Origin of the sequence: Mucilaginibacter sp., assembly GCF_039921305.1 — a bacterium.
Classification (GTDB): domain Bacteria; phylum Bacteroidota; class Bacteroidia; order Sphingobacteriales; family Sphingobacteriaceae; genus Mucilaginibacter.
In genome coordinates, this window is the sequence record NZ_JBDSCA010000080.1 from 41,735 (window position 1) to 65,538 (window position 23,804).

Annotated in this window: 16 protein-coding genes; 12 read left to right on the top strand and 4 right to left on the bottom strand. The window is 44.2% G+C overall.

Features of this window, described 5'->3' with window-relative positions:
- Positions 1-7 precede the first annotated feature (7 nt).
- A complete protein-coding gene (modA, locus tag ABIN91_RS23310) occupies positions 8-763 on the bottom strand; it encodes a molybdate ABC transporter substrate-binding protein (protein ID WP_348054029.1) in 756 nt (251 codons plus the stop codon).
- Positions 764-1,121: 358 nt separating this feature from the next.
- On the bottom strand, positions 1,122-1,745 hold the full coding sequence (locus ABIN91_RS23315) for an NAD(P)-binding domain-containing protein (protein ID WP_348054030.1): 624 nt from the start codon (positions 1,743-1,745) through the stop codon (positions 1,122-1,124).
- A 404-nt stretch (positions 1,746-2,149) separates the two neighbouring features.
- On the opposite strand from ABIN91_RS23315, the gene gltB reads away from it, so the two are divergent.
- Together gltB and ABIN91_RS23325 are read left to right on the top strand one after the other, a co-directional pair.
- Positions 2,150-6,679 carry a glutamate synthase large subunit gene (gene gltB, locus ABIN91_RS23320; protein WP_348054031.1) on the top strand — a complete coding sequence of 1,510 codons (4,530 nt, stop codon included), beginning with the start codon at positions 2,150-2,152 and terminating at the stop codon, positions 6,677-6,679.
- 4 nt (positions 6,680-6,683) lie between these two features.
- Positions 6,684-8,162, top strand: coding sequence for a glutamate synthase subunit beta (locus ABIN91_RS23325; protein WP_348054032.1), 1,479 nt, complete (start codon positions 6,684-6,686; stop codon positions 8,160-8,162).
- A 69-nt stretch (positions 8,163-8,231) separates the two neighbouring features.
- Here the strand turns inward: ABIN91_RS23325 and ABIN91_RS23330 are convergent, their stop codons facing one another.
- A complete protein-coding gene (locus ABIN91_RS23330) occupies positions 8,232-8,978 on the bottom strand; it encodes a hypothetical protein (RefSeq protein ID WP_348054033.1) in 747 nt (248 codons plus the stop codon).
- 342 nt (positions 8,979-9,320) lie between these two features.
- Here ABIN91_RS23330 and ABIN91_RS23335 point away from each other — a divergent pair, with 342 nt between their 5' ends.
- On the top strand, positions 9,321-11,900 hold the full coding sequence (locus tag ABIN91_RS23335) for a TonB-dependent receptor (protein ID WP_348054034.1): 2,580 nt from the start codon (positions 9,321-9,323) through the stop codon (positions 11,898-11,900).
- A gap of 245 nt (positions 11,901-12,145) precedes the next feature.
- On the opposite strand, the gene ABIN91_RS23340 is transcribed toward ABIN91_RS23335, so the two are convergent.
- Positions 12,146-14,278: a polysaccharide lyase family protein gene (locus ABIN91_RS23340; protein WP_348054035.1), complete on the bottom strand. Its 2,133-nt coding sequence runs from the start codon at positions 14,276-14,278 to the stop codon at positions 12,146-12,148.
- A gap of 417 nt (positions 14,279-14,695) precedes the next feature.
- Here ABIN91_RS23340 and ABIN91_RS23345 point away from each other — a divergent pair, with 417 nt between their 5' ends.
- From ABIN91_RS23345 to ABIN91_RS23385, 9 genes are all read left to right on the top strand, one after another.
- Positions 14,696-15,430: a hypothetical protein gene (locus ABIN91_RS23345; protein ID WP_348054036.1), complete on the top strand. Its 735-nt coding sequence runs from the start codon at positions 14,696-14,698 to the stop codon at positions 15,428-15,430.
- A 114-nt stretch (positions 15,431-15,544) separates the two neighbouring features.
- Complete coding sequence (locus ABIN91_RS23350) at positions 15,545-16,285, top strand: PspA/IM30 family protein (protein ID WP_348054037.1); 741 nt, start codon at positions 15,545-15,547, stop codon at positions 16,283-16,285.
- A complete protein-coding gene (locus ABIN91_RS23355) occupies positions 16,272-17,024 on the top strand; it encodes a hypothetical protein (RefSeq protein WP_348054038.1) in 753 nt (250 codons plus the stop codon). The genes ABIN91_RS23350 and ABIN91_RS23355 overlap by 14 nt, the downstream gene beginning before the upstream one ends.
- A gap of 175 nt (positions 17,025-17,199) precedes the next feature.
- The gene (locus ABIN91_RS23360) at positions 17,200-18,438 is read left to right on the top strand and encodes an MFS transporter (RefSeq protein ID WP_348054039.1); all 1,239 of its coding nucleotides are present in this window, start codon (positions 17,200-17,202) and stop codon (positions 18,436-18,438) included.
- A 210-nt stretch (positions 18,439-18,648) separates the two neighbouring features.
- On the top strand, positions 18,649-19,710 hold the full coding sequence (locus ABIN91_RS23365; RefSeq protein ID WP_348054040.1) for a CDP-glycerol glycerophosphotransferase family protein: 1,062 nt from the start codon (positions 18,649-18,651) through the stop codon (positions 19,708-19,710).
- Between the two features lie 7 nt (positions 19,711-19,717).
- Entirely contained in the window at positions 19,718-20,539 is an 822-nt protein-coding gene (locus ABIN91_RS23370; RefSeq protein WP_348054041.1) for a glycosyltransferase family protein, read from the top strand.
- Between the two features lie 60 nt (positions 20,540-20,599).
- Complete coding sequence (locus ABIN91_RS23375; RefSeq protein ID WP_348054042.1) at positions 20,600-21,442, top strand: 1-deoxy-D-xylulose-5-phosphate synthase N-terminal domain-containing protein; 843 nt, start codon at positions 20,600-20,602, stop codon at positions 21,440-21,442.
- 1 nt (position 21,443) lies between these two features.
- Positions 21,444-22,382 carry a transketolase C-terminal domain-containing protein gene (locus ABIN91_RS23380; RefSeq protein WP_348054043.1) on the top strand — a complete coding sequence of 313 codons (939 nt, stop codon included), beginning with the start codon at positions 21,444-21,446 and terminating at the stop codon, positions 22,380-22,382.
- A 77-nt stretch (positions 22,383-22,459) separates the two neighbouring features.
- Complete coding sequence (locus ABIN91_RS23385) at positions 22,460-23,803, top strand: aminotransferase class III-fold pyridoxal phosphate-dependent enzyme (protein ID WP_348054044.1); 1,344 nt, start codon at positions 22,460-22,462, stop codon at positions 23,801-23,803.
- Position 23,804: the final 1 nt, after the last annotated feature.

A 23,804-nucleotide genomic window follows, 5' to 3' on the forward strand; every position in this document is an offset into this window, starting at 1 on the left:
CGTTCATCTACTTAGTTTGGTAGCCATACTTTTTAAATATAGCTTTCGCGGATGAAGATAGCAGGTATTTATAAAATTTATCTGCTGCAACGGCAGTATTATCTTTAGCGTGTTTCAAAATAACCATGCCTTGTTCAATCGGGTCATACAATTTAGGGTCAACTTTGCTCCAGTACAGTTTTTTACGCTGTGCCAAATCATGCACAAACGATTGGCTGGTAAACCCAACCGAAACCACATCATTAAATATATAAGTGTTAACCTGTGTTATGCTTTCGGCGTTAACCATTTTAGCGCTTATTTTGCTCACTAAACCCAATTTGGTTAAAGCTTGCTGGGCCGCTTGCCCGTATGGGGCGGTTAAAGTATTGGCAATGGCCACCTTTTTTACTGTACTGCTTAAAATAAGGCTTTCCCAGTTTTTTACATCAATATTTTCGGTACTGCAAACAATTAAAGTACCTGTGGCATAAACCGCGGGCTTATCAGTCGCGAAGCCATCGTCAAACAATATTTCCGCGAAACCCATATCCGCCGAAAGGAATACATCAAAGGGTGCACCATTCTTAATTTGAGCTACCAAATTGCCCGACGACCCAATAATTGACTCAACCACAATACCCGTCTTGCTCTTAAAATCAGCCCCCAAAACCTTAATAACCGATTGCAAATTAGCCGCCACCGCCACCTTTAAGCTCTGTGCTAACGTGCTGAATGATAGTGTTAAGCTTAAAATTAATAAACTTGTTTTTTTAAAGGTCATGGGTAAATGTGGGCGTTTTTATAATTCGAAATTCAGTATTCATTATTCAAGGTGGGCGTTACCTTCGGCCCGCGCTTTCCGTTCCAAGTCCTCCTTCGTCCGGGCTTTCCACTACAATCGCTAACGCGGTGGGGGGATTAAGGGGGGATTTTAAAAAAGACTTTTTTTCATTTTCCTAATCACGATCCCTTCACGTAAAAATACAAAAAATCATGCATAAAAGCTATGTCATTTCGACGATAGGAGAAATCTTCTGCTTAAGATATGTCTACAGTTTACCTATAGCGCGAAGAAGATTTCTCTCTCGTACCTCGCTCGAAATGACAATTTTGGAGCTTTCTCAGACTTCCCAACTTCCTCACCTCCTCAATTTCTCCAACGCTTCTCCGCAACTCATCTCCTTATTATACAATTCCTGATCAGGTTCCTGTAACCTACCGCCCTCGTGTAAACTTCCCGTATCAATCCCGCCAAAACCAATCTCTTCAATCAATCTCGAAACTTTAGCCTTGGCCGCCGCGTCATCACCCGCGTAAAAAATGGCCCTGCGCTCCTGTAAAGGTAGTTCCCTTTTGGCGCCGTTAGCTAAATGCGTAAAATGTATGGTATTAAAAGCCTTAACAATAATGCTACCAGGTAAACGCCTGGCCGTTTCCTCGCTCGATGTGTTGTCACCCATATCAACCACACCACCATCGGCTTTATAGGGGTTCATCGCGTCAATCACAATTTTATTTTTGAGGTGTTTTGGGCTGGGCAGGGCTTCGGGTTTTATCCAGGGTATGGCCAGCAAAACCATATCGCCAAAAACCGCCGCATCATTAACGCTCATCGCAATCGCGTTATCGCCCAATTGTTTAACCAGGCCCTTCAGTGATTCCGGCCCGCGCGAATTACTGATAGCCACCTGATGCCCCGCCTTGATAAACAGTTTAGCAACCGTCGAGCCAATTTTACCTGCGCCAATAATGCCTATTTTCATCGCTTATAAATTAAAATTTGTAGTGATTGGATCAATTTACAACATATTTTGCTGATTATTCGCGTAAAGTGCTCAACTCAACACTAATACAATTTAAAATGCCTTATGTTTTCGATAAAACCACACATTTAACATGATTTTAATCATACTTTAACACTTTTAAGCATTATTGATATAAATTCTATTGGTTTTATAGGCTTTGTATTATGCAAACATAGAAATTTTTTGTGGGCGATATTTTTATTTTGATAATGAAATCGATTATATATTGATATATTTATAATTAACATTCGTTATTAAAGCTGATTTTTGTGTATATCTAAAAAATCTTTAATCCTTTTATAATTTATTCTGATTGCTTAACTTCGTTATTACACCCCTTTTTAATAAAGGCTTAGTAAGTTATGGAACAAACCGATTCTCACCAACAGGGCTTATATCGCCCCGAATTTGAACACGACTCTTGCGGTACGGGGTTTATAACCAATATTAACGGTCATAAATCTAACCAGATTATTATTGATGCCCTTACCATTCTTGAGAACATGGAACACCGCGGCGCGTGCGGTTGCGATCCCCTTAGCGGGGATGGAGCAGGTATTTTAATACAACTGCCCCACGAATTTTTTATGGAAGAATGCGCCAGCCTCGAAATTAGCCTTCCCGAGCCGGGAGAGTATGGCGTTGGTATGGTGTTTTTCCCTAAAGATTCCGTAGTTAAAAAAGCGTGCCGTACCATTATTCAAGCCTCAGTCGAAAAATTAGGCCTCATTAACTTAGGCTACCGCAAGGTGCCTGTTGATAGCTCAGGCATAGGCGAAACCGCCCGTCAGGCCGAGCCGGATGTTGAACAACTATTCATCGCCCGCCCGCACCACATTACTAACGATGATGATTTTGAACGCAAGCTATATGTATTGCGCCGTTTCATCACCAAAACAGTAAACGAAACCTTAAAGGACGCGGTTGAGCATTTTTACTTCACCTCGCTATCCTGCAAAACCATTATATTTAAAGGCCAGCTAACCACTTATCAGGTTCGCCAGTACTTTACCGATCTTTCCGATCCGCGTATGGCATCGGGTTTTGGTATGATCCACTCACGTTTTTCAACCAATACCTTCCCATCATGGCGTTTGGCCCAGCCATTCCGCATGATAGCCCACAACGGCGAGATCAATACCCTTACCGGGAATTTGAACTGGTTTTACTCAGGCCTGAAATCATACGTGTCACCATACTTCACACAAGAAGAAATGGATATGCTGTTACCGGTTATCGATAACAACCAGTCCGATTCCGCTTGTCTGGATAACATCATCGAGATCTTGCTTCACTCTGGCCGCTCATTACCACACGTAATGATGATGCTGGTTCCCGAAGCATGGGATGGCGATGAGCGTATGGATCCTATCAAAAAAGCATTCTACGAATATCACGCTACCTTAATGGAGCCCTGGGATGGCCCCGCGGCTATTTCCTTTACTGATGGTAAACTGATTGGAGCGCTGTTAGATCGTAACGGCTTGCGTCCGCTGCGCTACGCGATCACCAAAGATGGCCGCGTTATTGCAGGTTCAGAAGCGGGTGTTCTGGCCAGTCTGCACGAAAAGGACATATTGCGCAAAGGTCGTTTACAACCCGGTAAAATGTTCCTGGTTGATACCGAGCAAGGTAAGATCATTACCGATGACGAGATCAAAAGAAAAATAACCTCGAAACAGCCATACGGCCGTTGGTTAGAAAACTATAAGATCAGGTTAGAAGAGTTGCCGGAGCCGCGTGTATCGTTCTCCAATTTATCTTCCGATGCGATATTCCGCTACCAGCAGGTATTTGGTTACTCTCGCGAGGATATCGAAACCATCATTATGCCCATGGCGGTTGATGGTAAAGAACCTATCGGCTCAATGGGTACCGATGTACCTTTGGCTATTTTGTCTGATAAGCCTCAGCACTTATCAAGCTACTTTAAACAATTTTTTGCCCAGGTTACCAACCCGCCTATAGATCCTATCCGTGAGCGTTTGGTAATGAGTTTGGCTACCTTCATCGGCAACAACGGTAATTTGCTGGACGAGGATAAAATGCATTGCCATTGCGTAACGCTAAAACAACCTATCTTAAATAACTACGAACTCGAAAAGCTCCGCAGTATTGATACCGGCTTGTTCCACGCTAAAACGCTGCAAACCTATTTCAAAGCCGATGGCCAGCCAGGCTCATTAGAAAAAGGTATAGCCCGCCTATGCCGTTACGCCGAAGATGCTGTTGACGATGGTTTCGAAGTATTGATCCTGCAAGATCGTGCTGTTGATTCTGAGCACGCGCCAATTCCATCATTAATGGCCGTATCTGCCGTGCATCACCACTTAATAAAAAAGGGTATGCGTGGTTCGGTAGGCTTGGTTGTTGAGGCCGGCGATATTTGGGAAGTTCACCATTTTGCCTGTTTGTTGGCATTCGGCGCAAGCGCTATTAACCCGTACTTAGCTTTAGCAACTATTGATTCGCTTAAAGCAGATGGTAAGATAGATGCCAGTTTGGATACTAAAACATTATCAAAAAATTACATCAAATCTGTTAGCGATGGTTTGTTGAAGATCTTCAGTAAAATGGGTATCTCAACTTTACAATCATACCATGGCTCACAACAGTTTGAAATATTAGGTTTAAACAAATCCGTTGTCGATCGCTACTTTGTAGGTGCCGTTACCCGGATAGGTGGCTTAGGTGCCGACGAAATTGCCCGCGAAGCTTTATGTAAACACAAAATAGGTTTCGGCGAAACTAAAGACAAAAAGCACATTCTGCCCGAAGGTGGTATTTACCAGTGGAAACGCAGGGGAGAGGCTCACTTGTTTAACCCAACAACCATCCATTTATTGCAACACGCCACCCGTACCAACGATTATGGCGTGTATAAAAACTACGCCAAAGTGGTTAATGAGCAAACCGAAAAGCATTTCACCATACGTGGATTGCTGGATTTTGCCCATCACCGCGAGTCGATCAGTATAGACGAAGTTGAATCATCAGAGTCTATCATGAAGCGTTTCGCTACAGGTGCCATGTCTTTCGGTTCAATTTCGCACGAGGCGCACAGTACATTAGCTATCGCCATGAACCGCATCGGCGCTAAAAGTAATACCGGCGAAGGTGGTGAAGACGAAATGCGTTACGAGCGTTTACCTAACGGCGATTCTATGCGCTCGGCTATCAAACAGATCGCCTCAGCCCGTTTTGGAGTAACGTCAAACTATTTGACCAATGCCGACGAACTTCAAATTAAAATGGCACAGGGTGCAAAACCAGGCGAAGGCGGCCAGCTACCGGGTCACAAAGTTGACGACTGGATTGCCAAAACACGCCACGCCACACCGGGTGTAGGCTTAATATCGCCACCACCACACCACGATATTTATTCTATCGAGGATTTAGCCCAGCTGATATTTGATTTAAAAAATGCCAACCGTGCCGCACGTATCAACGTTAAGTTGGTATCAAAAGCAGGTGTAGGTACCATAGCAGCGGGTGTTGCCAAAGCTCACGCCGATGTGATCCTGATTGCCGGATATGATGGCGGTACAGGTGCATCGCCAATAAGCTCTATCAAACATGCTGGTTTACCGTGGGAGTTAGGCCTTGCCGAAGCTCACCAAACATTGGTACGCAACAAACTACGCAGCCGTGTAGTATTACAAGCCGACGGACAAATGAAAACAGGCCGTGATTTAGCTATAGCTTGTTTAATGGGTGCCGAAGAGTGGGGAGTTGCCACTGCGGCCCTGGTTGTAGGCGGTTGTATCATGATGCGTAAGTGTCATTTAAATACCTGCCCGGTAGGTGTTGCCACACAAGACCCTGAATTGCGTAAACTGTTTACAGGTAATGCCGATCATATCGTAAACCTGTTCCGCTTTTTAGCCGAAGAGATGCGCGAGATCATGGCCGAATTAGGTTTCCGTACCATTAACGAAATGGTGGGCCGTGTTCAGTTCCTGAAAGTAAAAGAAGGATTGAAACACTGGAAATCTAAAAAGATCGACCTGAGCGGCATACTTCACCCGGTTTACAACCCTAAAGGCGTAACCCTGTATAACAGCGAACAACAAGATCACGGCATGGCCGATATCATCGACTGGAAATTGCTCGAAACAGCAAAAGCCGCGCTCGAAGATCAAAGCCCGGTATTCGCCTCATTCGATGTGAAAAACACCGATCGTACCATTGGTACCCTGTTATCAAACGAGATCTCAAAACGCTACGGTTCTGCCGGTTTGCCCGAGAATACCATCAACTACAAATTCTCAGGTTCAGCCGGACAAAGTTTCGGTGCTTTCTCAACCAAGGGTTTAGCCTTTGAATTAGAAGGTGAGGCCAACGATTACGTAGGTAAAGGTTTATCAGGCGCGCAATTAGCCATCTACCCATCTAAAGAAGCAACCTTTGTTCCCGAAGAAAATATCATCATCGGTAACGTAGCCCTTTATGGTGCCACATCCGGCGAGTTATTTGTTCGCGGTATGGCAGGTGAACGTTTCGCGGTGCGTAACTCTGGTGCCACAGCAGTAGTTGAAGGTGTTGGAGATCACGGTTGTGAATACATGACGGGTGGCCGCGCGTTAATTATAGGAGCAACGGGCCGCAACTTTGCCGCGGGTATGAGCGGCGGTATAGCCTGGGTTTATGATCCGGAAAATACCTTTACCGAAAACTGTAATACCGAAATGGTTGATCTTGATCCGCTATCGGCACGGGATAAAGAAGAGGTTGTTACATTGCTGCGCAAGCACGTTCAAATTACAGGCAGTACAGTAGCTAAAGAGTTGTTAGAAAATTGGGAAGAGTCGCTACTTAAATTTGTAAAAGTATTCCCTAAAGAGTACAAACGCGTTTTGCAACAGGCACAATATCAAACCATCAGTAACTAATACAATGGGAAAACCAACTGGATTTAAAGAATTTGGAAGAGAGCTTCCACATAAGATAGCTCCGCAGGAGCGTGTTAAAAACTACAAAGAGTTTGAAAGCCTGTATACCGACGAAAAGCTGAACGAGCAATCGGCCCGCTGCATGAATTGCGGTGTACCTTTCTGCCATTCAGGCTGCCCGCTGGGTAACATCATCCCCGAATTTAACGATGCCGTGTATCGTAAAGATTGGGATGAGGCTTATACCATTCTGTCGTCAACCAATAACTTTCCTGAGTTTACAGGTAGGATATGCCCCGCACCTTGCGAAAGCGCTTGTGTGTTAGGCATTAACAAACCGCCGGTAGCTATCGAAGAAATTGAGAAACACATTATCGAAATAGCGTACCAAAAAAACCTGGTTAAACCAACCGCGCCATTAGTTAAAACAGGTAAAAAGGTTGCCGTTGTAGGTTCTGGTCCATCTGGGTTGGCTGCTGCCGCGCAATTGGCAAAGGCAGGTCACTTGGTAACCGTTTTTGAGCGTGATGATAAACCAGGAGGTTTACTACGCTACGGTATCCCCGATTTTAAACTGGAAAAATGGGTAGTGGAGCGTCGCGTAAAGCTGATGGAAGATGATGGTATCGTATTCAAGTTAAATACTGAAATAGGTAAAGACATTGCTCCCGAAGAATTACAGCGCAATTTTGATGCCGTAGTATTAGCCGGAGGCTCAACCATACCACGTAACCTGCCTATAGAGGGCCGTGAGTTAAAAGGTATTTATTTTGCGATGGACTTTTTAAAGCAGCAAAATAAACGTGTAAGCGATATTAAAGTTACCGCCGAAGATATTTTAGCTACAGGCAAAGATGTAGTAGTAATAGGTGGTGGCGATACCGGCAGCGATTGCGTAGGTACATCAAACCGCCAGGGTGCAAAATCAGTTCGCCAGTTTGAGGTGATGGTACAACCGCCTGCCACGCGTACAGCGCATATGCCTTGGCCAAGCTATCCAATGGTACTAAAAACTACCAGCAGCCACGAGGAAGGTGTTGAACGCCACTGGGGTATCAATACCAAACAATTTTTGGGTGATGAGAACGGAAACTTACGCGCCTTAAAAGTAACCGACGTAAATTGGGAACTTGACGTAATGAACCGCCCCGTAAAATTCCACGAGGTAGAAGGTTCTGAGCGCGAAATACCTTGCCAGGCCGTATTTTTGGCAATGGGTTTCTTAAACCCGCAATACGTAGGTATGCTGGAGCAATTAGGCGTTGAGCTTGACGAACGTAAGAACGTAAAAGCCCGCGAAGGTGTTTACCGCACCAACGTAAGCAAAATATTTACAGCAGGTGATATGCGCCGCGGCCAGTCGCTGGTAGTATGGGCTATATCCGAAGGCCGCGAATGTGCACGTAAAGTAGACGAGTTTTTAATGGGCCACACCACGCTCGAAAGCAAGGATGCCGTTAACATGTTTGAACAAGTATTTTAAAAATAGCACTCAACAAATCAAACCTATATTCAATCAATTAAGCCGGCTAATCACCGGCTTTTTTTGTGGCTAATTAATACGTGTTAACTCCGCATTTAGATAGTCTCCTTTCATTTGGTAAGGTCCGGGTGGGTCATCAGCATGGCTTAATGTATACCATAATCCATCAATAAAATAACTCACTTCGCCATTGATATCAATAAACGGAATGACACTTTTAATATGCCTTTGTTTCGGGGTACCGTAAAATTTGAACATCTGGTCAAGATTTTTATGCCCGGAGTAAAATAAATGCATTACAGGGTCAAATGCTAATGTTACGGTTTGGTGCTTGTTATAGGGTCCGCCCCATTTTAGGCTTTTGCCTGTTACTCGATCACTAATACTTATTAATAGTTTGTATCCTTTTTTATCACCCCCTTTCAGTAGCAATTTGGTACTATATTTTCTTTCAGCGTCTGCCCCTACGGTCCACGCAGAATAAGTAGTATTCATTGCCGTGACCAATTTGCCATCGCTCAGGCATAATATCAATACATTATATGGAGTGTACCCTGATCCGCCGCGCTGTTCGTAAATAATCTCCAAAAATTTATCATTCAGACGGTGTACCTCTGTAACCCCATAACAGTCATAAATAGCAATTTGGTTGGCGCCGCTTTTAATGATGATAGTACGTCCGCGATCGGCTTCGGATAATTCTACCTTTTGAGATACTCCTTCGAATGATGTAATGGTATAATTTTTATCTATTCGTTGGCCAGGCGCGTTGAAATAAAGCAAAATCAGGCTAATCAATAAGGAACTGAATTTCATATAAATCGAATATTGACTAAATGTACATATTTATTTTACAATTGTTTTATAATGAATATTAGTGTTAGATATGTTTCTATTTGTTATAAATATCTATAATAGAGTGATTTATATTTTATTTTAAAATAAATTTGGTTGTAAAAACATAATCGTATTATATTTGTCTATTAATTCTATAGACTTTATATGTTTAATCGTCAATCAATGTTACTTATCTCTCGAATGCAGTGCTCACCTGCATGCTGCTGTTGCTGATAAAAAGCACAGAAATGGAAATCCGAAATTCAGATATCCGAAATCAATAATTCAATCACTTTATCAATCATACTAATAACAACCTTCATGAATTTTTCTCCTAAAACACTTAAAATAGCTGTGCCTACGCTGGTTCTATTCCTGCTCACGGCGGGCTTCACATTCGCCCAAAACGTTATAACCGGGACGGTTAAAGATAGTAAGGGCCAAACTTTACCCGGTGCGTCTGTAATAATACGAGGCACAAAGCAAGGTGCCAGTACCGATAAAGCCGGTCAGTTTTCGTTGAAGGCTACCGTACAACCGCCATTTTATATCCGGATAAGCTCTGTAGGTTTTAAACCTCAGGATTTTCAAATCTTAAACCTGCAAACTGCGCCAACAGAATTCGTATTGGTAGACGACAGCCAGTTACAAGAAATTGTAGTTGTTTCCCGTAGACGTAAAGAAATAGCCCAGGACGTTCCTATTCCTATCTCGGTAATAGGTGGTGCTCAGATCGATCAAACCGGAGGGTTTAACGTTAACCGTATCAAAGAGCTTATTCCATCGGTACAACTTTATACATCAAACCCTCGTAACACCGGTATTAACATTCGTGGTATTGGTTCACCGTTTGGTTTAACTAACGATGGTTTGGATCCAGGTGTAGGTTTTTATGTAGATGGTGTATATTATGCCCGCCCGGCGGCCGCTACCCTCGATTTTATCGACGTTGAAAACATTGAAGTATTACGTGGCCCGCAGGGTACATTGTTTGGTAAAAACACTTCCGCAGGTGCAATTAACATTACCACCCGTAAAGCCAGCTTTACACCCGGCGTATCGCTCGAAAGCAGTTTTGGTAACTACGGTTATTTGCAAACAAAAGCCTCTGTTACTGGTCCGTTAAGCAAAACATTCGCGCTACGCTTATCTTTCTCCGGAACACAGCGCGATGGTTTAATTCAAAACACAAAAACCCAGGTGCCGGTTAACGATATCAATAATATTGGTGGCCGTGCCCAGTTACTCTTCCAGCCGTCTGATAAATTAACCGTTACCTTATCGGGCGATGTATCCAACCAAAACCCTAATGGTTATGCGCAAGTTGTTGCGGGTGTAGCGCCTACGCTGCGTGCCGGGTACCGCCAATTCAATAATATTATAACCAGTTTGGGTTATACACTGCCATCAACCAACGCGTTCGACAGGGTTATTGATTCGGATGCTCCGTGGAGATCAGGTAATCAATTGGGAGGTATAACATTGAATGCTGATTTTAAAATAGGTTCGGGTACGCTTACAAGCACCACCGCATGGCGCTACTGGGATTGGAAACCATCAAGCGACCGTGACTTTACAGGTTTGCCGGTGTTAACTAAATCACAAAACCCATCAAAACAACACCAGATATCCGAAGAGGTTCGTTACGCGGGCAATCTGGCCGATAAATTAAGCGGCGTAATTGGTGTGTATTATTTAAATCAGGAAGTAACAGTTAACGGTAGGGAAGAAGCCGGTGCTGCCCAATGGCGTTTTGCACAAAGCACAACCAACACAGCATTGTGGCAAACACCTGGCCTGTTTGAAGGTTACGGCATAACAACCAACTCATCCCTCAAATCACAATCTGCGGCAATATTTGCCAACGTTGACTGGACATTGGGCGACGCGTTCCATATTATTCCGGGTGTTCGTTACAACTATGATAAAAAGGATGTTTATTACAATAGAACAGCCGATGGTGGTATCGCTATAACAGATCCTACATTGTTAGGCTTTAGGACAGCTTTATACAGCAGCCAATTTTATGCTACTACTTTTGATGAGAAAAACTTTACCTATCAGGTTACAGCATCTTACCGCCCAAACAAACGCATTAACGCGTTTGCTACTTACTCAACCAGTTACAAACCATCGGGTGTTAACGTAGCAGGCTTGCCGGTTATCAGCGGCGCTCCGGCGCTTGATCTGGCTGTAATTAAACCAGAGAAAACACAACATTATGAAATTGGCGCTAAAACCAACCTGGCCGAGAACCTGACTTTCAACATTACGTTCCATAACTCTGATATCAGCGACTATCAAACCAACGTTCAATCGCCTGATCCGGGTGTAAACCGCGGTTATTTGGCTACTGCCGAAAAAGTGAATGTTAAAGGCTTTGAATTTGATGCCAACTACCTGGCAGGCAGAAACTTCTCGTTCTTTGTTTCGGGTGCTTACACCGATGCTAAGTATATTAAGTTTACCAATGCTCCGCTTCCGCTTGAGGAAACAGGCTTAACGGTAGGGGGGACGCAAGTCTTTTTTAAAGATATTTCAGGATCACAACTTCCCGGCGTTTCAAAATGGACAACATCAGCAGGTGGTGAGTTTGCAACCGATGCTAAATTCATCAGCGACAACTCAAAATTCTTTGTTGGTGTAGATGATTACTTCCGTTCACGTTTTTCTTCAAGCCCAACCCCATCGGCTTATTTAAATATTGCCGGTTATACTTTGGTTAATGCGAGGTTAGGTTTCAGAGCCACCCGTGGTATCTCAGCTTATGTTTGGGGCCGTAACGTATTCAATCAAAACTACTATGAGCAATTGCTGCCTGCTACTGGCAATGCAGGCCAATACGCAGGCGTACTTGGCGATCAAAGAACAGTAGGCATAACATTGCGTTACGTGTTATAATAGGATAAAGATGTTTTTGTAAAGTGTTAGTTTTTTTCTAAATTGTTAGCGGATAGGTTGATTACCTATCCGCTTTTTTTATTTATGTCATTTCGATAGAGCCAAGGGGGGATTGAGCGTTGCGCGAAAGAGAAATCTTCTGCGAGCGATGAGTTTACCGTAAACTAAGCACTTGCAGAAGATTTCTCTCATCGGTAAAGAGCGCTGCCCGCTCTTTTACCTCGTTCGAAATGACAATGGGGTTTTTACTTACTCGGCGCAACCTCCAGCCTGATCACATCATAACAAAGCCCATTGGCAACACCACCGGCAGGCATAGTTAACACAATAGTGTTTTCGCCCGCCTTTAACAGCGATGCATCAAAAGTAAAATCGCGCTCAACCCAAGTACCCTCAATACCATCGCGAATCATGCTGGCACCACCGCCACCAACATTGCTAAAAGGCCCAACGTTGTTTCCGTTAACCGATATATCTAACGATCGCGCGCTTGAGCCACATATCCCAAAACGTAAAGTGGCCTTACCCGTAGTAGCTAAATTGGCCGGCACGGTGAAATTAATGGTCCACGGTGTGGCGCGGCCCTGGTCGCGCCCATCGGGTTTATTATCAATATCATGCGGAACATGGTAGATATACCAATCCTTAGCGGGATCAGATTTACCAACCGTAAAGTTCACATCATTAGGGAAGTATTTGGCATACTCAATATACATACCCCAATGCCAATGGTCGTCGCCCTTGTAAAACTCTTTAGCCGACCGGTTGGGTGTTCCTATCTGGAATATTTGCTCACCAAAACGTACAGGTCTCCATTCAATGGTACCCAGGTTTAGCTTTTGTCCGGCAGTAACCGTTACATTTACAATGCCATCATAAGCGCCCAAAACGCCATCGGAAATAACATGCAACTGGTAAGTACCCGGGCAAACGTTCTGGATATTAAAGGTGCCATCGGCGTTACCATTGGTCCAAAACTCATAGTGCTTGGCATCGTTTTGCCAGGTAACCGCCTGCGGCTGAAAGTTGAAATTCCGTGGCCTGTTAGATCGTGGCGCTAAATAAGTACCCCGGTTGGCACGTTTGCCATTGGGCAATAGTTTGGGAGCCCTCGTGGTATCTGGTTTTTTTACAGGTTCATCTATAACAGGTGCTTTGGGTAAAGGTACTTCCATTCGTTGCGGGCGGGGCAAACGCGCTATAGGCGCCTGATCCGGAAACGATAATCCCACCAGTAAATTCGAAAACTTAGGCATAGCCAATTGCGGGTCAACTAACTTTACACGGCCGTTTACCGTAGCCCGTTCTGCCGCTAAGAGATAATCAACACCCTTTATCCAGCTATAGGGCCACCGGGCCTGCTCGGCTTTAGCCTTAGCTTTTGCATCGGTAAACAAATTTTTAGGGTCATTCCCCGTAGGTACATATATAAACATTGGGCCAACAACTTTGGTCCAGAGCTCGTTAGCTGCAAAATTTAATTCGCTGCCACCATAATGTGTACCGCGCCAGTAATTCAGCAGGGTAGGGTCGCCGCCATCGCCATCGTCAAGGTGGCCGGTAAGCTCAAAATGCAGCGGACCGCTCGATAAATATTCAAACGAAGGATTGATAATATACAAACCAACCTTTTGTTTGGTAGACGACCAGCCGAACGCCGGGATCTTAGATTGATCGGCAGAATAATCATACTTATGCTCGGCACGGCCTTTATAAACCCCGGTAGTTAACCTGCGCGATTCTTTCATGTTCAGATCAGTGCCCTCATCCCAATCCTTACCAGTTGGCATAATAAAATTACGCTGATCATCAACAGATAACCAATCAAACACTTTCCCCGATAGTTTAAACCCGAACCGGGATTCGCCCACCGAACCAGCCGGGTAAGTATCCTGATGCGTAAAAATGGCGTAGGTATATAAACCATGCGCGCCACGCTCAAGCGTATAACGAATTTCAAGATCGGCGATCAAACCGCCACCTTGCCCCGCCGCTGTAGGGTTTGCCCCGAGGATAGATCTGCCATCCGAATATCCCTTAACCGAAACCTCGGCACGCTCGCCATTCACATTTTTAGGGTCGATAGTAATACCCGCTTCCAAACGGGCTGCCTTGGCGGGACTTTGTTCCCAATACCCCGCATGGTGACCGGATTGGTAGCCCATCAGCTCAATATTAGGCGTAGTGGTTTTGGGCGTTTTAACAGATACCAGATCGCCGCTTACCTTATTCACTTTCACGGTGAGGTAGCCATTGCTCATGGTATAAGTTGCACCATCATCGGTAACGGTAACCGGAGGGTTAGTTTGCGCATTTGATTTAAGCGCCGTAACAAGCAGCAATGCCGATATAGTCAGGGAGAGAAATTTCTTCATCATAATTACATTAAACAAAATCTGTAAGCATCAGATCTAGCAATTGGTTTACAGGAAACTAATGTAATTATCGGGATTTGTTGAGCCGTCCTGTAGTGTGCTGATGTGTTGATATTGTTACAAAGAAGGAAGTACAGGGTATGCAAAGCCCACATTGATTCGTGTTCCGGCAATGCCGCACGGATTATTCACCGCCTTAATCATCCACTTCACCGACATTCCACCACCGCCTACCCAATAACCATTGCCCAGTAATTTAATGCAACGTTAATTTGCCGCGTACAACAATTTTTAAAACACACGGTTAAATTGAATATATTTGATGTAACAATCGGCCAAGCCGATCATCTAAATTCAAAAGAATTTAAAACGGAAATGAAAACTTCCAATTCTCTATCTTTATCAAACCAAAAATCATCTATGAAAAAAATATTAGTGAGCATTGCCTTCGCTGTAGTATTGGCAGGCTGTTCTAACCGTCCGCAACAAAATAATGTAAGCATCGAGAGCAACACTACCGCAGGTTTTGATGTAAATAAGCTGGGCGATATGGTGAAAACCAGTACTGATCCACAAGTATTAGAAAAAGCGATTAACGACCCTAAAAATAACATCAATAACCTTGATCTGGATAAAAACGGCAGTATCGATTATCTTAAAGTAACCGAGCCGGGCAAAAACCAATTGGCCGTGGTTGATGATATCAGCAAAGATCAATCGGTAACGGTAGCCAGCATTAACGTTAATCCAACCGATAACAACAGTGCCGACTTAAACATACAAGGTAACCCAAGCTACGTGGGCGATAACTACATGTACCACTCACACTTTGGCTTAGGCGAAATATTGCTGTTAAGCTACATGCTACGCCCGCACCCATATTATATGCCAATGTATCACTATGGTGCATATCCGGCTTCGTACACCAGCCGTAGGGTAGTGAGCAACTATCGCCCAACTACAAGTTCGGCTGTAAGTTCACCACGCCGCAGTTTTAGCGGGTCAAGCTCTCAACGTTCATTTGGTACACGTAGCAGTGGTTCTGGAGTTCGTAGCGGTGGCTTTGGTAGTTCAAGGCGCTCAAGCGGTTTCAGCAGCGGTTCATCATCACGCAGAAGTTTCGGCAGCAGCCGTAGCTTTGGCAGGAGAAGATAATTTTTAGTAACAAGTAGTTAGTATCAAGTATCAAGATAAAACTATAATTTAGTATTCAAGGTTATAGCCTTGTAACATTACAACATTTCAACTTTAAAACAAACCAGTAATATAATGAGCATATTCGACAGATTATTCCGTATAGGCAAAGCAGAAGCTAATGCCGCAGTAGATAAATTAGAAGATCCATCAAAAATGGCCGATCAGATCCTTCGCGAACTGAGGTCAAATTACCAGCAAGCCATACAAGGCGAAGCCGAAATAAAAGCCTTAGCGTTATCGCATCGCGCCGCCGAATTACAGGCCCGCAACAAAGCCGAAGAATGGGAAAACAAAACCAATGGCTTATTAGATAGGATAGATGCCGGCCAGTTAGACGCTACACAAGGTAACGACCTTGCCGCCAAAGCGGCACAGGCCCATGCCGATGCTTTAAAAGAAGCCGACCAATATAAAGGTATGGCCGAAAAGGAAGAAAGTGCCGTTAACGTGATGGACCTGAAGATCAAACAAATTAAAGATCAGATAGCCGAAACCGAGAACCGTGCCAAGATGATCCAATCGCGGGCTAAAACCGCGCAGGTATCCGAGAATATCAACAAAACCCTATCAAACGTTGATACCGATGGCCTGATGCAAACCCTGAACCGTATGGACGAGCGTGCATCGGCACAGGAGTTCCGCGCGGCTGCTTACGCGCAGATAGAAGATTCAACCCTATCAACCGAGCAGGAAATTAACAAAGCTTTAGGCGCTGGTAGCTCATCGGCCGCTTTAGAGGCTATTAAAGCCAAACGCTTAGAAGCAAGCAACAGCAAACCAAAATTATTAAGCGACGGTAATGACTCTAACTGAAGATAACAAAAAAACATATAAAGCCATCATTCTGCTCAACGAGCTAATTAATGGTTCACATAAATTTCAAACCGTTGCCAATGGGGATGATAAAATATTAGAGCCGCTGTTTGTCGAATTAATGGCTAAAGGTTATGTAACCACCTCGGGCATCAACTATGTGGCAACAGCCAAAGGCGAAGACGTATTTGCACAATTTATGCAGCGCTACACCGAGTATTTAAAGGTGTACGATGTATTCAGCTTTGTTGATCTGGAAAAAGGTGAGTTCGCTTTCGCGCGATACTTTGATTTTAGCGACGATGCCCAATGGGATGCTTTTAAAAACGATCAACGTTTTGATGATCTGCGCATAGCGGTAGCATTGTTTAAAAAGATAGACCCGGCCGAGATCGTGTTCATGAGCTTCATCAACGAAAATCGTTTTGATACCGCTTCCGCGGGATGGCAAATGGACCTGGCATCAGATAATACCTGGGCCGAAATAGGAGCCATTGTTGATACCGCCATTAAACCCGAAGAGGTTGGTGCCGATGCCATGGAAGATATGATACGCCAGGGAAGCGACCTGATGATGGACCTGCTGAAAGAAGAAGAGAACCAGCGCCAGGAAGATATCCGCAACGGAAACAACGATGGCGGCGACACCGTAGTGTACGAAACGGTAGAATATTACGAGCCCTATTACGATCCATGGTATGTGTCGCCCATCTGGTACGTTCCCTTGTTTTTGTGGTAAGAAATTACATTGCTTTATAAAAATAGCGATGGGTTTCAAACCCATCGCTATTTTTGTTTAACCATGTCATTGCGAGGACCGAAGCAATCGCACGGAGGCAGAGCGGCCATGTAGGTCACCCTATACGGTTCGCGATTGCTTCGTACCTTACAGCAATGACATAATTAATAAAACCATGCTTATCCAACTCTACAAAAACGCCTACAGCGGCTTATCCCGCGATAGCTGGTACCTATGTTTGGTGATGCTCATTAACCGGAGTGGCACCATGGTTATCCCTTTCATGACTATCTATTGCACCCAGCAACTGCACTTTACTATTACGCAGGCAGGTTCAATAGCCGGTTTATTTGGTGTTGGCGCGGTAGTAGGCGCATTTATAGGCGGTAAAATAACCGATAGATGGGGCTTTTATGATCTTCAGATCTTCGCTTTGCTAAGCGGGGGGCTATTCTTTATTTTGCTGGGTTATCAAACAACTTTTATCAATTTGGCTGTGGGTACATTTGTATTGAGCATGTGTAACGAATCCTTCCGCCCGGCAAATAGCACGGCTATAGCGCATTACAGTAACGAGGAAAATAAAACCCGCTCATATTCGCTAAATCGTTTGGCCGTAAATTTAGGATGGGCATTTGGCGGCGCCATAGGTGGTTTTTTGGCAGGTATTAATTTCCACCTGTTGTTTTGGGTTGATGGCTGCACCAACATTGTAGCGGCTGTAATGTTGCTGATATTAATACCGCGAATAAAGGCTACACATAAAACCAAATCTGTTTCGGATGTGGATAAAGCCGGGAGAGGCACTTCCGCTTATCGCGATAAGCTGTACCTTTTGTTTGTGGTACTAACCGCTTTGTTTGGTACCTGCTTTTTCCAGGTGTTTACCATGCAACCGGTGTTTTACCGCACCCAATGGCACTTTACAGAGCAATTCATCGGCGGTTTAATGGCCCTCAATGGCTGCCTTATCGCCTTTACCGAGATGGTGCTTATCCATAATTTAGAAGGCCGCAGGCACGCTATGCAATACATCCCGATAGGGGTATTAATGGTAGGCACGGGTTTTATGCTGCTGAATATATTACCCACATCCATGTTCAGTGCCTTGTTTGTGGTAATGTTTATTACCTATGGCGAGATCATGGCCATGCCCTTTATGAATTCTTTCTGGATAGTACGTACCACCGCTCACAACCGTGGCGAGTATGCCGCCTTATACACCATAGCCTGGTCGGTAGCGCAAAGTTTAGGGCCTTATTTGGGTAGCCATATTATAGGCTGGTATGGCTACCAGGTGTTTTGGTGGGGACTTGGCGGGGCCTGCGCTGTGGTATCGCTTGGCTTTTTCAGCATCTACAAATTTAATTATGCAAGTGTATCAAACACTAAAGTCGCTGTAACCAGCGTTTAAATGTGTAAAAGTATTTGATGCGTTTTTGTTAATAATGTTTTAATTTTATACCTGCGCCTTATCAAAAAGTAAAATTTGACTGACTATTTTACAAAATTTGAATATTAAATTAATATCAATAATCAGTTAAAAAACGGCTTAGTGTATGGAATGCCCGCGGGTATTTTATACTTTTGTTAAACTAATTAAGTTTTTACTTAACACGTGGAGATGCGAAAGAAGATATTATTTACTACCGGATCGCCGAATCAAACGATTCAGATGCACCAGATCTCGTTGGAGTTACCGGAGTACGATTGTTGGTTCAGCCATCTTTTTACCGATTCGCCAATTATCAATACGGCGTTAAAACACACCAAAATTATCGATGGCAGCGCCCTCGGTAACAATTTCAAATCAAAATCAGAAAGCTACCTGCGTAGCCACAACCTGCAAATAGATTACCGCGCCGAAAAGAACGATTATGAACTGGTTGTTTTTTGTTCGGATATGATCGTCCCGAAAAGGATGACCAGCGCCAAAACCATTTGGATACAAGAGGGGATGATTGATAAGTTTAATGTAAAAAGCGCCATTGTTAAAACCCTCGGTTTGCCACTTTGGTTAAGCTGCGATACATCGCTAAACGGATCATCAAACATTTGCGATGTATATTGTACCGCGTCGCCGGGTTACAAAAATTTTGTAGAAGCATCCGGTACCGATCGCGAAAAGATCATCGTTACCGGGATGCCCAATTACGATAACCTGCAACAATTTACCAATAACGATTTTCCGTATAAAAACTACATAATGGTGGCCACCACCGATATGCGCGAAACTTATCGTTTTGAAAACCGCCCCGCTTTTATCAAGCGTTGTGTACGGATAGCCAACGGCAAACAATTGCTGTTCAAGCTGCATCCTAACGAAAAGTTTGCCCGTGCCCAGCGCGAAATTCGCAAACATGCCCCGGCCAACACCCTGATATTTCAGGCAGGCAACACCAACGAGATGATAGCCAATTGTGACGAGTTGATCACCCAATACTCAACCGTAGTTTACACCGGTATAGCCCTGGGTAAAAAAGTTCACTCTTATTTTGATATCGACGAACTGAACCGTTTGGTTCCTATTCAAAACGGTGGTACATCTGCCCGTAATATAGCCAACGTTTGCCGCGATTTTGTAGCATTTAAGGGCCCTAAGGATGAGTTTGCCAAAAATTATAAATTCCGCCCGGTGTTGTTTAAATATGCGGATAACTCCGAACTAAAAGTGGCTTCTGCTTAATTATATCATGCCCCAAGGTTCAACCAATATTGTTATTGTAGTTCAAGCACGCATGTCGTCAAGCCGTTTGCCCGGCAAAGTGCTGCTGCCCATTTTAGGTAAAAGCTTACTTTACAGGATGATAGAGCGTCTGCAAATGGTAAAGCACCAGGTGCAGATAGTAATAGCCACATCAACCGATGCCAAAGACGATGCTGTAGAAGCCGAAGCCGCCGTAATTGGCGTACCTTGTTATCGCGGAAGCCTGGATAACTGCCTCGACCGCCATTACCAGGCAGGTAAGCAATATAATGCCGATGTAGTGATCAAGATCCCATCCGACTGTCCGCTTATTGATTCGCGCGTTATTGACGAGGTTTTAGATTTTTATTTCGACCATGAAGGTGACTACGATTTTGTGAACAACCTGCACCCCGCTACATGGCCCGATGGTAACGATGTAGAGATCATGACGGCTGCCTGTTTGGAACGCACTTGGAGAGAAGCCAGTCGCCCGTTAGAGCTGGAACATACCACGCCTTACATCTGGGAAAATCCTGATAAATTCAACATTGCTAACATTACCTGGTCCGCTGGTTTGGATTATTCCATGTCGCACCGGTTCACCATTGATTACCCTGCCGATTACGATTTCATCAATCGCGTATACGAGGAGTTATATCCCGGGAAAGTAAACTTTTCGTGTGGTGACATCTTAGTCCTGTTAGATCAAAAACCCGAAATTTATCAGATCAACGCCGATTATGCCGGTGTTAACTGGTACCGTAACCATTTGGATGAGCTGAAAACGGTGGGTGCTCAAAACACCAAAACATTATCAAACCAGTAACATTCTTGCTATATTTGAGGCTTGTTACACGCTAATAAAAAGTATAAATAATTTCTATATATGAGTGATTTAAAGGATATCGCGTTTAAAGTTCGCCAGCACATTATCCGCATGTCAACCGATGGGGGCTGCTTTGTCGGCGCTTCTTTATCCGCAACCGACTTAATTGTTTACCTCTACGCCGAATATTTAAACATCAATAAAGATAACTTAGAGGATCCGAACCGCGATTATCTGTTCCTTTCTAAAGGTCATGATGTACCCGCCCTTTACGGCACCTTTGCCGAGATCGGTTTAATGGATCCCGAAAGGCTAAAAAATCACCTCTCAACTTCCGATAATATTTACTGGCACCCTAACACCAAAATTGATGGTATCGAGTTTCACTCAGGTTCACTGGGGCACTTGCCTTCGGTAGCTTTGGGTGTGGCTTTGGATATTAAAATGCGTGGTGGCAAAAACAAGGTTATCTGTATTTTAGGTGATGGCGAGCTGAACGAAGGTAGCTGTTGGGAAGCCGTGTTAGTTGCCGGAGCACACAAACTGGATAACCTGATCTTTGTGGTTGACCGTAACCAGTTCCAGGCTAATATGGCAACTGAGGACTTGATTCCGTTAGAGCCGTTACACGATAAATTTACCGCATTTGGTGCAGCCGTTAAACGGATTGATGGTCACGATTTTGACGCTCTGCGTGGCGCGTTCAACGCTTATCCTTTTGAAGAAGGTAAGCTGAACGTAGTAATTGCCGATACCGTTCGTGGTAAAGGCCTGCCAAGCATCGAGGCCCGTGCCGACCGCTGGTTCTGTAACTTTAACAGCGAAGAAGTTGAGTCGCTTTTAAAAGAGCTTGCCGGAGAAGAAGTAACCCAATTAACATCAGAAACATTAGTAGTAAGATAATATGTCGTACGAAGAATTATTAACCAAACTCGCCCTCGAAGATGATCGCTTTGTGGTGATGACCGCCGAGAACCGTGCTTTGGTACGCAATCTGCCCGCCAAATTGGGTAAACGTTTTGTTGATACCGGTATCACCGAGCAAACCATGGTTGGCGCTGCTGCCGGTTTAGCTTTGCGTGGCCGTATCCCGGTTTTGCACGCGCTGGCTACCTTTTTAAGTATGCGCGCTTTTGAGTTTATCCGCACAGATGCGGGTATCCCGAACCTTCCTGTAAAGTTGAGCTCGTTTATCCCCGGCTTTTTGTCGGATGGTAACGGCCCTACCCACCAGGCTGTTGAAGATATTTCCATTATGCGTGGTATCCCTAACGTAACTGTTTTCGCTGCGGCGGATGAGCAGGATCTGGTAGGTATGCTGCCAGCCATCTGGGCATCACCAAACCCGGCTTACGTACGTATCAACACCCGCCAAACCACTTATAACCATAGCCCCTTTGAGATTGGCAAAGCCGAAGTGATATCCGAAGGAACAGATGTAACCATTTTAACCTACGGTTTATTATTTGAGCAAGCTTTAGTAGCTGTTGATATATTAAAAGAGCAAGGCCTGTCTGTAGGTTTAGTAAACATGCGCAGCCTTAAACCGGTTGATGAAGCAGCTATCATTAAGGTAGCTAAAACATCAAAACTGGTTGTAACGCTCGAAGATCACTTTAACACAGGTGGTTTATACAGCATAGTGGCCGAAACCTTATTGAAGCACCAAACCACTGCCAAAGTTATGCCTTACGGTTTAGATGGTAAATGGTTCAAGCCAGCTTTACTGCCTGCCGTTTTAGAATACGAAGGATTCACCGGCAAGCAAATTGCCGAAAAGATTTTGGGCCACACTACCAACGCGATACAGCCCGAAATTGCAACCCCAGAGTTTGCCGAGTAACAAATAACAAAAGTACAAGTCTTAATAACATTCAAACGTTTCAATATTCCAACTTTACAACGTTTAAACAACATAAAATGCCAAATACCGTAAAATTCAACGCCGATTATCCGGTGATCACCAAATCTGACGAAATGTATGAGCGCGCGCTTAAAGTGCAGGCTCCGGTTACACAAACTTTAGCCAAGGGCCCCGGCCAGTGGACAAAAGGTGTAGCGCCAAAATATATCCAAAAGGGCTTAGGCTCACACGTTTGGGATGTTGACGGTAACGAATATATCGATTTCAATGCTGCTATCGGCCCAATCTCTTTAGGTTACGCTTATCCAGCGGTTGACGAAGCCATCAAAAAACAACTGGAAGAAGGTATCACATTCTCGTTAATGCATCCTTTAGAGGTTGAGTTTTCTGAACTGATCCAATCCATCATTCCGAATGCAGAGGCTGTAAAAATCTCTAAAACCGGTGCCGATGTTTGTTCGGCAGCTATCCGTGTGGCACGTGCCTTTACCGGTCGCGAAACTGTATTTTGCTGTGGTTACCATGGCTGGCATGATTGGTATATCGGTGTTACCAGCCGTAACGCCGGTATCCCGGAATCTATCCAGAACATGACTTACACTTTCGATTACAACAATATCGAAAGCATTAAAGCAGCATTGGATGAAACCGTTGCCGCTTTAATATTAGAACCATTCATTTTCGAGGCTCCGAAACCGGGCTTTTTGAAAGAGCTTGCCGAAGTTTGTAAAGCAAACGGTACGCTGTTGATCTTCGACGAAATGTGGACCGGTTTTCGTATAGCCATTGGTGGTGCGCAGGAATATTTTGATGTGAAGCCTGACTTGGCCGTTTACTCAAAAGCTTGCGCTAACGGTATGCCTATCGCGATATTGACTGGCCGTAAGGATGTAATGGACCTGTTCAATTCAGAAGTGTTTAGCTATACCACCTTTGGTGGCGAAACTTTATCATTGGCTGCATCAATCGCTACAATAAAAGAACTTCAAGACAAAAATGTACCGCAATACTTAGACGAAAAAGGTGCCGTAATGAAAGACGGTTACAACCAGATCGCGATAGAAACCGGTATGGATAAATACACCAAATGTGTTGGCTATAACTGCCGCTCAATGGTAACCTTTACACCTGATGCCGGTAACGGATTGGAAGTAAAAGCCTTAATGCAGCAGGAAATGATCAAACGAGGTGTGCTATGGGCAGGTTTCCACAACATGTGTTTTAGCCACAGCGATGAAGACTTAGCTTACACACTAACAGCTTACCGCGATGTAATGCCGATAATGAAAGAAGCTATCGAAAGTGGAAATGTAAAAAGCTACCTGAAAGGCGAAGTGCTTGAAGCCGTTTTCCGCAAGGTGAGCGATTACAATATCAAGCCTAAAAAAGCGACGGTTTAAA